We start from the raw sequence: 14,160 nt of genomic DNA, 5'->3' as shown, positions 1-14,160 counted from the left end.
GGGGTCAGCATATGTATGCCTTATGGATATTCCACGATGACTACTACCAGTCGATCATGATTGGCAGTCAAAATAAAAAAATTACTATAGGCCCGGGATTGGAAGATTCCATTACAATCCTTTCAATGCCTTCGGCTATTCAGGTGGAGGCTGAAGGAGATGCTGTCATGCTTTATCAAGACGGCAAAGAAGCGGTTGCGTTGGAACAAGGCAGGAGAGAATCACTGCCAGCAGGTGATAAGGAAGTACAGATCATGCTCACTCCCTATCCAGGTGAACCTAAAACCTATTACATTGGGCACAAGGAAGAAATCAGTGTTTCTGCCAAGGATGCATCTGCAACGATTCATTATAAATCCAATGATTCTATGAAACAATTCTCTTTCTTGTATAGAAGTGAGAATGGTAACTGGGTGGTGGATGCGAGAGAGTCCTCTTCGCTTTATCACAATGGACATCTGGCAACAGGAAAGAAAGAGCTGAAGGTAGGGGATATCCTCTTTTCCCCTTTCTTAACCATTACCCTTGCAGACGATGATTTAATCGAGATACATAGTATTGGTGATTATCAAACTGATTTAGTGGAGTCCACCCGTCCTACGTCTGAAATGCAGAAAAAATATCCTAATTACCGGCGGACCCCAAGGATGGTCTATGAATTGCCTGATGAAAAGGTCCAGCTTTCATTTCCCAGCCAGGAATCAAGTGATACGAATCGAAGCCTGTGGCTGATTATCCTCCCACCGCTGATGATGCTGATTGTCATGGGGATTGTTGCCCTCGTAATACCGAGAGGGATCTTCATCATTATATCAATGGTGATGTTTACGACGACCCTGGTTACCTCGACCGTACAGTTCTTTAAAGATAAAAGGAATAGAAAAAAATCGCAGGAAAGAAGGACACGGATCTATACTCAATATTTAGAGAGCAAGAGAAATGAACTTCATAAGCTTGCCGAGAAACAATCAGATGTCCTGCATTTTCATTTTCCTTCTTTTGAACGCTTGAAATATCTTACAGAGCAGTTGTCAGGGCGTCTGTGGGAAAGGGCTATTGAAAGTCCGGATTTTCTTCAGTTCCGTCTAGGGAGGGGAACATTGCCGGCCACCTACAGCATTTCCATCAATTCGTCCGACTTATCGAATCGGGAAATGGATGAGTTGATGGAGGAATCGCAGAAACTGGAGATGGCCTACCGTGAAATTGATCACTTGCCTGTAACCGCAGATCTTTATAAAGGAGCGGTTGGCTTAATCGGAAAGGAATCTGTGTACAAAAATGAGATCCATCAGCTGATCGGACAATTGGCTTTTTTCCATAGTTACCACGATGTAAGATTTATTTTCATCTTTCATGAAGAGGAATATAAGGACTGGGAGTGGCTGAAATGGCTGCCTCATTTCCAATTGCCACAGTCTTTCACAAAAGGATTTATTTATAACGAAAAAACAAGGGATCAAATCCTTTCCTCCATATACGAAGTCCTTCGGGAACGGGATATTGATGAGGATTCGGAGAAAATGCGTTTCGCCCCTCATTATGTTTTCATCATTACAAACCATCAGCTTATTTCTGAACATGTGATCTTGCAGTATCTCGAAGGGGAGTACGCTCATTTAGGGATGTCTGTGATTTTCGCAGCAGAGGCGAAAGAGAGTCTGTCGGATAACGTCCATACGCTCATCCGTTATATCAATGACAGGGAAGGCGATATTCTGATCCAGGATAAGAAAGCCGTAAAGATACCGTTCCGGATGGATGAATATGAACGCGATGGAAATGAGCAGTATGCCAGAACCCTGCGTACTCTGAATCACCAAATCGGAATGACCAACTCGATCCCCGAAAGTGTGTCTTTTCTGGAAATGCTGAAGGTCAAGGATGTTGACCATCTGCCGATCGAAGAAAACTGGATGTCCAGAGAGTCAGCCAAATCACTTGCTGTTCCTGTTGGATTGAAAGGGAAGGAAGACCTTGTTGAACTGAATTTGCATGAAAAGGCCCATGGTCCTCATGGGCTGCTGGCCGGGACAACCGGTTCAGGTAAGAGTGAATTTTTACAAACGTATATCCTTTCTTTGGCCGTCCATTTCCACCCACATGAAGTGGCCTTCCTGCTGATCGACTATAAGGGTGGAGGCATGGCCCAGCCATTCAAGGATATGCCGCACTTGTTAGGAACGATCACCAATATTGAAGGAAGCAAGAACTTCAGCTCCAGGGCACTTGCCTCCATAAAGAGTGAATTGAAGCGGAGACAGCGGTTATTCGACCGTTATGGAGTCAGTCATATCAACGACTACACACGCCTCTATAAACAAGCGAAAACAGAAGAGCCGCTTCCGCATCTCTTCCTCATTTCGGATGAGTTTGCCGAATTAAAGAGTGAAGAGCCGGACTTCATTAAGGAATTGGTCAGTGCCGCACGTATAGGCCGAAGTCTGGGTGTTCATCTTATCTTGGCAACTCAGAAGCCTGGCGGTGTCATCGATAACCAAATCTGGAGTAATGCCCGGTTCAGGGTGGCGCTGAAAGTTCAAAACACCGAGGACAGCCGGGAAATCCTCAAGAATGGGGATGCAGCGTCTCTTACAGTGACAGGAAGAGGGTACCTGCAGGTTGGAAATAATGAAGTGTATGACTTGTTCCAATCTGCCTGGAGCGGTGCACCTTACCAGGAAGAATCGTTTGAAGCAGAGGATGAAGTGGCCATTGTCACCGACTTGGGATTGATTCCGATTTCTGAAGTGGCGGCAAAACCAGGCACCCACAAAGAAATGGTCAGTGAAATTGAAGCTGTTGTCGATCGTATTGAAGCGCTGGAGAAGCAGCTGGACTTGAAAAGGCTGTCCAGTCCGTGGCTGCCTCCGTTGGCCAACCGGATTTACCGAACAGGCTTTCCGCAGATGGAAGAGAAGAAGATTCTGCTGGCCATGGTGGATGAGCCGGAGAAACAGAGCCAAAATCCTTATCATTATGAGGTGGTTGAAGATGGAAACGTCGGTATTTTTGGTTCATCCGGGTATGGGAAGACGCAAACGCTCATCACCCTGTTGATGGGGATGGCCGCTCTGTTTACACCGGAGGAAATTCACTATTACCTTCTTGATTTTGGGAACGGCGGTTTACTGCCATTAAAGCAATTGCCTCATACGGCCGATTATTTCCTGATTGATGAGGAAAGGAAAATCGAGAAATTCGTGGCGATCCTGGATGACGAAATCGCCCGGAGAAAACAGCTGTTCCAGAAACAGGAAGTCAGCTCGATTAAAATGTACAACACGGTCAGTGAAGAGAAGCTGCCCCTTTTATTCGTCACCATCGATAATTTTGATTTGGTCAAAGAGGAGATGCAGGAGCTCGAAACAGAAATCAATCAGTTTGCGAGGGATGGGCAGTCGCTTGGAATCTATATGTTCTTTACCGCGACACGGGTGAATTCCATCCGCCAGTCTTTAATGAATAACCTTAAAACAAAAGTTGTCCATTATTTAATGGACAGTTCAGAAGCCTACACCATGCTGGGACGATTGCCGTTTTCGCCGGAAGCCATTCCGGGAAGGGCCATTGTGAAGAAAGATTCTGCGTACTTCTCTCAAGTCTTCCTCCCAGTCGAAGGGAAGGATGACTTTGAACAGCTCAATTTGTTAAGAGAAGATATCCAGCTGCTGAATCAAAAGTATACTGGATTAGCTTCACCTAAGCCGGTGCCAATGCTTCCTGCGGAGCTGACAATGGTCAACTTCACCCAATACACAGGTTCAAGAAGGCAGGAAGGTTTGCTTCCAATCGGCCTGGATGAGGAATCTGTCAGCCCTGTGCATGTGAACTTCAACAAAACAAAACACTGCCTGGTATTGGGGCAGGCGCAAAAAGGGAAGACGAATGTGCTTAAGGTTTTAGCTAATACTGCGCTTCTTCAGAAAAGTGAGCATATAGCCATCTTTGATTCCATTGACAGGGGACTGTCCAACCTGATGAGGGAAGAAAAAGTCGTTTATATGGAGACTAAAGAACATATAACAATATGGCTTAACAGGGTGGATGAACTGTTCCGTGACCGGGAAGAGCAATATAGCCTGTCTGTTCAAAAGGGAAGCCCGCTGCCATCCTTCTCGCCAGCGATGCTGATTGTCGATGGGTATGCAAGATTTCTGCAAAACCTTGATCCTCTCCTGCAGGACAGGATTGTTAAATGCATGAAAAATTACAGCCATCTAGGGTTTTGCGTGATTGCTTCCGGAAACAACAATGAATTGACAAAAGGGTATGATGCATTGACGGTGGAAATGAAACAAATCCGTCAAGCCATCGTATTGATGAAGAAATCCGAACAAACGTTATTCACGCTCAGCTATGACCGGAGAGAACCGGAAATCCAGCCGGGCTTTGGTTATTACGTTGAAAATGGCAAAGAAATAAAAATTCAAATACCACTTATGGTAACGGAAAGGAAAGTACACGCATGACAGAGAAGGTAAGCCTGTTTAAACTTTTATTAGCGGTCATGATGATTCTTGCAACTCCTCTTCTCTTCTTTCGTTCAGTAGGTGAAAACCCGCTGAAAGTGAAGGAAAATGCCACACAGTCCATTGCCGTTGTGAACGAGGATGCGGGGACGGAAATCGATGGGGAGCCTTTGGCCTTCGGTGGAGATGTTCCATCCATATTAGGGGAACAATCCCCTTTTGAATGGACAGTTGTCAGCAGGAGCGCCGGGGAAAACGGTCTTCAGAGTTCTAAGTATGACGCTGTGGTGTATATACCTTCGGACTTCTCTGATAAGGTCATGACCTACGACCAGGAAAGGCCGGAGAAAACGAACCTAAACTATAAAGTTCAAGCGCAGCTCAATGCTGTCAACAAAGAAAAAGTCCTGTTGGAGATTGAAAAGGCTGCAAAGAAAGTCAATCAAAAAATGTCCACCCTCTATTGGAATTACGTGTCAGCGGACATGGAAAACATCAGGAGTGAATTCGATCAAATCCTGGAGAAGGAACAGGCTTTCCAGACAACAATGTTGTCATTCTACAAACCAAGCTCTAAAGATCTGGCGGGGCAGATTGAACAGCAATCGGCCATGCTGGCGAATCTGCAACATTCGATACAGCAGGCTGACAGCCGGACTCCTGAACAGCAGAATACAATGGAATCCTTTCAACAAAGTCTTTCCAGCTTTGTTGAATATGTGGATCAGTACCGGGAATATCAGGATAATCAAAAACAATTACTGGCCGAAATTCAAGCTCAATCTGTCCAGATGATTAATGAATCGACTCAAAATCAGCAGCCGAGGTACATGAAATCCAAATCGCTGTTCTCGGAAAAAAGTGATGAGTTGACAGCTGGCCTGACTCAGGTTAACAGCAGCATGGAGAGTAACCAGGAGCTGTTAACAAATTTACAGCAGCGGAGATTTGAAGAGGTTGATAGACAAGTAGAAGATTTCTATTCTTTCCAGGAGCGGGTGTTGACCTTCTACCAGCAATTACAGGACACCACCGCCTTAAATAACCTTCAAGGGAACATCTTTGAACTAAACAATAAGCTGGCTGAAGGAGACGGGCAGATCTTTGACCCGCCGCCTGTTCCGGATATTCCTAAACCGCCGGAAGAGGAAGAAGAAACGGACGCTCAGCCGGTGGTCATCTCAGCACATGAGGGTGAAACCGATCCCGAGGAACCAGGGGAACCGAAAGACCCGCCTGCTCCGGTGAATCTTACTGCAGAAATCGAGGAGCTGGAAGCGATTTCTGCAGAAGTGGATAAATTGAAAAAAACGCTGGAAGATTTAAAGGAACCAACCATTGAGGAGGTACTTCAAGCAGCTGGTAAAATGGGAACAATCAATGAACGGATCAACGAAGTACGCACACAGCTGCAAGAAAAAAATGATACATCAGAAAACCCCCTTCAGGCTGAAGTGGATCGGTTATTGGGAAAATTGTCCATCTTGACTGAAGATAATAAGACACTAATCAATAAAATTAAAAAGCTGACAGAACAAATTGAAACATTGACAACAGAGAATCAAGAACTTAAAGATCAGGTTAAGGTACTTCTTGAGACAAATGAAGCATTGACAAAGCAATTGGAAATGTTCTCGGATAATGTCACGAATATAGTCTCGGCTATCGAGAGTAAAGAGAATGCAATTTTGAATTCAGCTGCTTTATCCCAAAACAGACATAATACCTTATCCAGTTATTTTTCCCGTGGAATAAATAACTATAAGCTTATGGATCTGCTTAAATATTACTCTTATCTTGATCGATATGAGTCCGTTCTGAATGGGATGTTAACAGAAAACGGTGTGAAAGCAGCTGTTCTGCAAGATGAGGACTTGAAAAATGAAGTAAATGAAATCCTGAAAGTGAACCAGGCAGAACAGGCAGAGTGGGATCAAATGACTACAGCCCTGCCAAATACAGAGGATGCACTGAATACTCTTCAAGATTCCTTTACCATCTTTGCTGCGGAGTACAACCAAACGCTTGAAGGCCAGCAAACACAGCTTACAGAGAGCCTCACTGCCATCAATCAGGCGGCGGAGAAAGTCCTGAACCGGATTCAGCAGCCTGAGCAGGCAGCTCCAACTCCGGCTTCTGGATTGACAGGTCCCGGCTTAGTTGGTAACCAGGAACAGATAGGGAGTGAGATCAAGTCCATTCACTCATTCCTCGATAATGTAGGTGAAAGCCAGACGACCATTGTTTCTTATACTGAAGAACTTCGTTCAAATATCACTAATGTGCAAAGTGATGCAGATACATTGAATAATAAGTGGGCATCCAATGTTGCTTCCACTCAATTAATCCGCAATGATGTCTTCAGTGTCCTAGGGAACGCTTTTGTGGATGGACAATCCAATGGGTACGTATATGATTTCTTAACGAGCCCTCTGAATGTAAAAGGTGATGTCCCGGAGGAAAAGAAAGCCAGTGTGCTTCCGCCGGTTGTGGTCTTGTTCATCATCCTGTTATCCAGCTTGCTAATCGGATACACAAGTTACTACTTCCAAAATGCACCGCTTTGGATTCAAGGAGTCATTTTCCTGCTTCTGAATCTCATTGTCGGATTTGTGATCAGCCTTTATGGCTTGGACATCTATCCGCTTGTGGAATCCCGTTCAGTAGAGTGGACGATCTTTACCATTCTTCTCTTATTGGCGGGTTCAGGGTTGGTACGGGTCGCCTTTTCGGCACATCGTTTGTTGGGATGGTTCATTTCAGTCGGACTCATTGCTCTGTTTGTCACGCCATTGCTTGCTTTAACAACACCTAATTTCAATTTCAAAGATCCTATGTCTGCAGTGTATATGTCGATACAATATGGTACTGACTCCATGTTCAATGAAGCAGTGATTATATTAGGCATTATCGTAATTGGACTCGCAGCATTACAGGTTCTATTGACTAAACGTTCCGGCAGACAGCGGGATGAAGGAACGGAAGCCTATGAGGGATAGAATCCTTGTCCTTCTGATTTTCATGAGTATAATCGGGTTCGTCTTTGCCGCTCCCATATCGGCAAATACCGGTATCCATGAGCTTATGCCGAACGAGTACCAGGAAAATAAGTTCAAGAAGAATAATGATCTCCTCCATGACCAATCATCCAAGGATGAAAAAGCCGAGATTCCTGAAGAGCAAAAGAGCTTAACATTTAAAGGGGCGTCCGGCAGTGGGATGGAGGCACTGAAGGAACGCATCTTTCAAGGTGAGGAGAAAGGAACGAACACGATCAAAGCCAGAGCGGAAAATCTGAAATTATTCAGCGGGGCTGAAAGCTCTGCGAGATTGGGAAATCTGGAAGAGAACCGACAAGACTCTTCCTCCCTTTCAGTTTTAATTTCAATATTTGCGGGAGTAAGTATCCTGCTCCTCATTCTTGTGATCGTTATTTGGAGTAGAAATGCTCAAGGCGGTACTGGCTTGAAGTGAAGAGGTGAAAAGGATTCCGTCACTGGTGGAATCCTTTTTATGTATGCACCCTGGTGATCGAACGACCCAGCGTGAAAATTCACCCCTCCTGAAGGGCTTGCGTTACAGGCGCAGGTCCTTTTTAGTGATCTACTGATTTTATGAAAAACCTCCCCTTTTTAAAGTCTTCTGTATGGTATAGTAATGAGGTAATTCAATCAGGAGGCAATTTCATGTTGGATAATAATCAAATCGATTCCTTGAAAAAGCTGTCTTTTGGCGGCAGCATCACATCTCCTCCATGTCCCTTGGAAGGTCACTTTAAGCATATGATCCCGATACTGCAAGAGCGGGGCGGAGGTCACTTAACCCACCTGACTTTTTTAAAGGCTCTTTTCGTAAACTTTGTTGCTATTCAATATAAATTTCAACTAATATCCTGGTAAATCGTCGTTAAAACCGCGGTGAGCAGGAAAGAAAAGAGCTGCCCGTTCTTTTTCGAGAGTAAAACCCTATGAATACAGGGGAAAAATCCGGCACTTGGGATTTTTCCGAAAGCAACAATATATGCGAAAACAGCCTTTTTAAAAGACAAGGAAATTTTCTGGACAAAAGATCAAACGGTTTTTATTGCTTATAGACGTTTTGCAAATAAATTGATTGTACTGGGAGACCCGGTGGGAAATGAGGTGAATATCAAGGGTTCCATTAAGGAATTCTGTGAATATAGCAAAGGAAAAGGTGTTAAGCCTGTATTTTATCAAATCAGTTCCAAGTATATGCCGTATTACCATGACTCGGGCTACAGGTTCATAAAGCTGGGTGAGGAAGGCCGGGTTGACCTCAAAAGGTTTACAACAGAAGGGAAACAGAACGCAAAGCTGCGGACAAGCATGAATAAATTCAATCGCGAAGGCTATTGCTTCGAGGTCATCCAGCCTCCGTTCAACCAGGAACTTTTAACGGAAATCACCCGGGTTTCCAAATCCTGGATCGGAAACCAGAAGGAAAAGGAGTTCTCGGTTGCTTCATTCAGGGAAGATTATGTAACCAGATTCCCTATTGCCATGCTGAGAGATTCGGACGGACAGCTGATAGCTTTTTCTACGCTGGCCACGGACTATAAGAATACAGTCAGTATCGACCTGATGAGGAAGGTATCGGACAGCCCCAATGGAACGATGGATGTCCTGTTTATCTATATCTTCAACTGGGCAAAGGATCAAGGCTATGAAACTTGCAGCCTGGGGATGTCGCCGCTTTCCAATGTCGGAAACTGCAGCCATTCCTTTACCAGTGAAAAAATCATCGGGCTCGCCTACCTATATGGAAATTCCCTGTATAACTTCAGGGGACTAAAGGAGTTCAAGGACAAGTTTTCAACCAGTTGGGAGCCAAAGTATCTGGCTTACAAGAGGACGATTCTTCCGATTGCCTTCATACAAGTGCTGTTGTTAATCAATGGCAAACCGCGTATGAGAATACTCCGGGAAAAATTGTAAGGAGTTCTTTTCATGACACCTTTTACCGAAAAAGTTGTAGAAATCATTAAACGCATTCCTCCGGGACGGGTGATGACTTATGGACAGATCGCCGGTTTAGCCGGAAGCCCCCGTGCTGCCCGCCAGGTAGTCAGAATTCTCCATTCCATGAGCAGGAAGCACAATCTTCCCTGGCACAGGGTCATCAATGCAAAGGGACAGATCGCTCTTCAAGATGAGCAAGCTTTTGAGGAACAGAGGATGAACCTGGAGATTGAAGGAGTGGAAGTCGGCCTTCATGGCGGTATCAATCTGCAAGAATATCGATGGCAGCCGGAGGAATAGGGCACTTTCTTAAGATTTAAGAGAGTGTCTCTTTATATATATTAATAGTTGGATATATATGTTAAAATGAATCAAAAACTTCTTGATGAATTGAGGGGCAGGGTTGGATATTGTTTGGGGAATAGGCATGGTTTTGGTCCTTGTATTTGCTGCAGTTTCGGCAAGAAAAGAGTATTCCAAATTAACAACTGAGGAAAAAGAACGAATCAAAGGGGAACTGCGGGATCCCCTTGGGTTTTTTTCCGCCATCCTCATGCCTTTGGGTTCACTTCTTATTTTTATTTCTCTTCCTTTTCAGTCTGTTATACTCAGGTTGATTGCATTTGGATTGATCGGGACGGGGCTGATCATTGAGGGGGCAGAACTGTCCAAACACACTTCAAAGGGTATGTTCATGGTGGTCATCGGTGCATCCACTGTCCTCATCACAGGCTTTATTGCTACAATATCGTTTTGGTAGAACAGGAGGGAGATAACAGTGATTGTAACATTCATCCTCTTCCTGGTATTCATTATCCTCGGAATTTTTCTGATGAACGGCAAAGGTGCTTCACTGATTGCAGGTTACAATACCTTGCCAAAAGAGGAAAAAGAAAAGTATGATGAACTGGCATTATGCAGATTCATGGGGAAAATGATATTTGTATTGTCGTTCTGCATGCTTTTATGGCCAGCCAGCGAACTGTTTGGAATGCAGTGGCTTTTTGGATTGGGACTCGGCTTATTCATAGGCATTGTCCTGATTATGGTGGTGTATATCAATACTGGCAATCGGTTAAAAAAATAAACCTGGATATAGAGGGACGCCCCTGTCGGGATGCGTTCTTTTTTTGTGGACGTATCAATGATTTTTGAATTGGCGCTCAAACAGATATAATGAACATAAGTACTTTTTGAAAGGAAGATGTTTATGGAAGGCTTTATGAACTTGATCTTCGGTTACATCATTCTGGCCATTCCTGCTTTGATCATTGTGCTGTTATTCCGCCGAAAATCAAAGAAGGATCTCGAGAATTTTGATGAAAGTAAATATCATGTCCTTGATCATGATGAGGAGAAGCGGTAAAGGCGCCAGCTATATTTAAGTTCATATTAAAGAAGATAAGTCCACCAGCAAATGATAGGTTGCTGGTGGCTTTTTTATGCTTAGGAAACGATTAGCATTTTGAGGTGTGGATAATAAAGAGTAATTTCTGCATCCAGCTCGAAGGTTAAAGGGCGGCCTTCCCGTCATCTCGCCTTCTGCCTGTCGGGGCTGATCAAGGCGCTTAGACTTTTGTTCATCCAGCTCCAGCGGCCAGCTCCTAGCAGATTTCGGTCTCTCTCCTTGCAAATCCAGATCAATGCCCAATCATCTGCAATTCGGCATTGACTCCTGTAAAATAAGCAAAACTCACACTGGATGCCCAGTGTGGGTTGATTTTCAGCCTGCTTTTTCAGCAAGGACGGTTTCTTTTAACTGACGATACTTCATATAGAAAAGAGCGGTTGCCGACAGGGAAATGATCCCGAACATGAGCGTCATGTGCTGTAACCCCATAAGATCCAGAAACAAACCTGTCATAAGCAGGACCACCTGGAAAATCAATCTATCCATCATATTCCGGAAGGAGAAGAACCTCCCATGAAATTCCTTAGGGATACGTGTCTGGAAAATCGTGGCGGCAGTCGGAAAAAAGCAGCCTACTGCGAATCCGAATACAGCAAATGCGGAGACCGCCAATAGGGCATGATCAGCAAAGAACAGCAGCATCTGTGCAAGGCCCATAACAAATGAAAAGAGAAACAAAATGACATAGGGTGACCGCTTGCCGCTGATCTGTCTGACAAAGAAGGCTCCCAGCATAAAAGAAATCCCCTCAAACGTATAGATCCAGCCTTTGATGGCTGAACTGTCCTGCAGTTCACTGATATTGATGACCAGCAGGTTGAAACCGCCAAGGAATAACAAAGGAATCAATGTCATAATCAGGGTCATCATGACAATGGGCAGTCCCTTGATAACCGGGAAAACGTCCTTGAATCCCCCCGATTTGGCTTTTCCTTTTTTGATTTCACCTTGTTCAGGCTCCTCTAAATGCAAAAAGAAAGTCAGGAAGAATAGGACAAGGTAGGCAGCCAAAGAAAGGAAATACAGCATGGATAAAGAGATGACAACCAAAAGAACCCCGGCTAAAGCTGTTCCCAAAATTCTCGAAAGTGTCGCCACATTCATGTGAACTCCATTTAACTGCAGTAATTCTCTCTCATGGACGACCATGGGAATGGCTGCCTGAAGAGCAGGAAAATAGAAGGCAGCTGAAACCTGAATGAAGATCATGAAGACAACCATCCATAAAATGGAATCTGTGTGAATGGCTGCAAACATGAACAGCACACTGACTGCACGGCCGAAACCTGAAATCAGCATCACTTTCTTCTTATCAACGTGGTCGGTCACCCGGCCAGCCAGCGGCCCCAAGAGTAACCCGGCCAGCAGTCCAACCGCCAAGATCAATGACTTTAAAAAATCAGACGGGACCTTTTCCTGCATGAACTCAAGATTTCCAATAATTCCGAGCCATAGCCCAAGCCCTGCAACAAACTCACCCATCAAAATAATCCAGACATTTTTATTTTTCCACATAAGAAACCTCGCATGATTGAAGTATATTTCGCTTTTCTAAATATACTACAGGTCTCACTGCTTAGGTATCTTTTTTGAAAAGTAATTTGGAACCCCCTGAATAAAAAGAAGGAATAGTCTGAACAATGTCGAATTGTCATATTATGGAGGTGGTGAAATGGAGCAGGTTACCAAGAAAATGATTTGCTCTAAATGCAGGAAAGTGATTGTGGATGAAATAGAATTCCGGGATAACGGGGGCGTCTGCGACGACTGTTTCAGCATCCCGGTCATGAAAAGGATAGGACGGATCAGAAGATAGACTGACACACGGAAGGAAATTTAGTTTATATGCATGGTATATTTGAAAAAAGAGTGTGAAATTCCTTGATAAATCAAAAGGATTTCACACTTTTTTCTTCGATATTTTAGGCTCTTTTTCTTGGATATTGCTGCCTTAGGATGAAATAGTGCAGAGAATCAACTGGAACCCCCTGGTAGTCAAGTGAAAAAGAACTGCTTTCCCCGGAGAGTGTAAACTTCCAGTACCCGGGTAGAAAACATTTTATTATAGAAAGGAACGATAAGATGGAGAAACCAAAAATGGCTAATAGTTATAGTGTTACATTGCTATTGATAGTGCTTGCGCTATTGCTTGGGGCATGTTCAGACGGAACAAATGAAGCCTCTCATACAAATACGCCAAAGGAAAATACTTCAAACAATGATCCTGAAGAGGGGATGTCAACGAATACAATAGAGGAATCACAAGATACTTCCGAAAGTAAAGAGCAAAGTGCCACAGAAGAAGATCCTGAGAATGAAAAAGGTGAAGGCAATGAGTCAAGTGCGAACAAAGACGCTCAGAACAACGTGACAGGTGAAGGGTCCAATGAAGATGGCTCCGGGGAAGAAACCGCTGTGGGAGACCAAGAGGGGGCAAGTGAAAATGCAAACCAGAGCATTAACCCGGCTATTCAAGATACAGCAGCAGCCGAAGAGAAAGAAAAGGCTGTTTCTCTAACCAAAAAATATTTGGGTGATAGAAACGAATTAATTCAAGATGAAGATCACTTTGTCCAATATGACGGTATGATAAATGAGTACATCATTGTAAGGTATTCCACCCTCGTATCCGGTCACTCTTCCACCAATGGCCGCTATGCCGTTGATCTTACTACGGGCAAAGTAAAAGATGTGACAGCAGGTGCTGACTTTAACAAATTATTCAGCGAGTAAGATTAGGGGAGCCTTAAGAAATTAAGGTTCCCCTTCTTTATTGTAAATGTCCCCAGCAAGATTTGAAAAAGAGTCTTATACACTGTCGGTTGAAAAATGATCATTCTGTCCATTAATCGGTAGATGAAAACACATTTTTCAAATATTATCCATAAATAGTGGAACATGCCATTGAATTACATATTATACAAGAAAGGTAATGACTATAAAGAGTAAGGAGGTATTATATGAAATCAACTGGTATAGTAAGAAAAGTTGATGAGCTTGGCCGCATAGTAATACCAATTGAGTTGCGAAGAAATTTAGATATCAATGAAAAAGATAGTGTGGAAATCTATGTTGATCAAGAAAAAATTGTCCTGGAAAAATTCAAATCCAAGAATTGTTGTGATATGACTGGGGAAATATCTGAAGAAAATATCCAACTTTTTTCTGGAAGGTTGACTTTGAGCCGAAAAGGGGCAGAGACACTAATCAGGGAACTACAACAAAAATTTCAATGGAATGAATGGTAGTATAATCTGAATGAATGGGATTCAGTGTAATAGATTGATTTGAAAGGGGG

The 14,160-nt window shown here is 43.7% G+C and carries 13 protein-coding genes; 12 read left to right on the top strand and 1 reads right to left on the bottom strand.

Annotated features, from left to right (window positions below; translation table 11 throughout):
- Positions 1-11 precede the first annotated feature (11 nt).
- The 9 genes from essC to AC4E8A_RS19610 all read left to right on the top strand — a co-directional run bounded on the left by essC (position 12) and on the right by AC4E8A_RS19610 (position 10,817).
- Complete coding sequence (essC, locus tag AC4E8A_RS19650; protein ID WP_490195482.1) at positions 12-4,472, top strand: type VII secretion protein EssC; 4,461 nt, start codon at positions 12-14, stop codon at positions 4,470-4,472.
- Positions 4,469-7,471: a type VII secretion protein EsaA gene (gene esaA / locus AC4E8A_RS19645; RefSeq protein ID WP_490195481.1), complete on the top strand. Its 3,003-nt coding sequence runs from the start codon at positions 4,469-4,471 to the stop codon at positions 7,469-7,471. The genes essC and esaA overlap by 4 nt, the downstream gene beginning before the upstream one ends.
- A complete protein-coding gene (essA, locus tag AC4E8A_RS19640; protein ID WP_490195480.1) occupies positions 7,443-7,946 on the top strand; it encodes a type VII secretion protein EssA in 504 nt (167 codons plus the stop codon). Before esaA ends, essA begins: the two co-directional genes overlap by 29 nt.
- Before the next feature lie 212 nt (positions 7,947-8,158).
- Entirely contained in the window at positions 8,159-8,371 is a 213-nt protein-coding gene (locus AC4E8A_RS19635; protein ID WP_490195479.1) for a hypothetical protein, read from the top strand.
- A gap of 72 nt (positions 8,372-8,443) precedes the next feature.
- Positions 8,444-9,427 (top strand): phosphatidylglycerol lysyltransferase domain-containing protein, encoded by a 984-nt coding sequence (locus tag AC4E8A_RS19630; protein ID WP_490198945.1) that lies wholly within the window; start codon positions 8,444-8,446, stop codon positions 9,425-9,427.
- Between the two features lie 12 nt (positions 9,428-9,439).
- Positions 9,440-9,751 (top strand): MGMT family protein, encoded by a 312-nt coding sequence (locus AC4E8A_RS19625; protein WP_490195478.1) that lies wholly within the window; start codon positions 9,440-9,442, stop codon positions 9,749-9,751.
- 103 nt (positions 9,752-9,854) lie between these two features.
- On the top strand, positions 9,855-10,211 hold the full coding sequence (locus AC4E8A_RS19620; protein ID WP_490195477.1) for a hypothetical protein: 357 nt from the start codon (positions 9,855-9,857) through the stop codon (positions 10,209-10,211).
- An 18-nt stretch (positions 10,212-10,229) separates the two neighbouring features.
- Entirely contained in the window at positions 10,230-10,538 is a 309-nt protein-coding gene (locus tag AC4E8A_RS19615; RefSeq protein ID WP_490195476.1) for a DUF3784 domain-containing protein, read from the top strand.
- Positions 10,539-10,661: 123 nt separating this feature from the next.
- Positions 10,662-10,817, top strand: coding sequence for a hypothetical protein (locus AC4E8A_RS19610; protein WP_490195475.1), 156 nt, complete (start codon positions 10,662-10,664; stop codon positions 10,815-10,817).
- A 357-nt stretch (positions 10,818-11,174) separates the two neighbouring features.
- Here the strand turns inward: AC4E8A_RS19610 and AC4E8A_RS19605 are convergent, their stop codons facing one another.
- Positions 11,175-12,377, bottom strand: a complete 1,203-nt coding sequence (locus AC4E8A_RS19605) for an MFS transporter (RefSeq protein WP_490195474.1) — start codon at positions 12,375-12,377, stop codon at positions 11,175-11,177.
- Positions 12,378-12,534: 157 nt separating this feature from the next.
- Between AC4E8A_RS19605 and AC4E8A_RS19600 the strand changes: the two genes are divergently transcribed.
- The 3 genes from AC4E8A_RS19600 to AC4E8A_RS19590 all read left to right on the top strand — a co-directional run bounded on the left by AC4E8A_RS19600 (position 12,535) and on the right by AC4E8A_RS19590 (position 14,110).
- Complete coding sequence (locus AC4E8A_RS19600; RefSeq protein WP_490195473.1) at positions 12,535-12,678, top strand: hypothetical protein; 144 nt, start codon at positions 12,535-12,537, stop codon at positions 12,676-12,678.
- Between the two features lie 281 nt (positions 12,679-12,959).
- Complete coding sequence (locus AC4E8A_RS19595; RefSeq protein WP_490195472.1) at positions 12,960-13,595, top strand: hypothetical protein; 636 nt, start codon at positions 12,960-12,962, stop codon at positions 13,593-13,595.
- A 227-nt stretch (positions 13,596-13,822) separates the two neighbouring features.
- Positions 13,823-14,110, top strand: a complete 288-nt coding sequence (locus AC4E8A_RS19590) for an AbrB/MazE/SpoVT family DNA-binding domain-containing protein (RefSeq protein ID WP_490195471.1) — start codon at positions 13,823-13,825, stop codon at positions 14,108-14,110.
- Positions 14,111-14,160 lie beyond the last annotated feature (50 nt).

It is taken from the genome of Bacillus sp. SRL337 (assembly GCF_984799155.1).
Note: the sequence above shows the minus strand (reverse complement) of the source record. Positions and strands in the feature narration are given on the sequence as shown.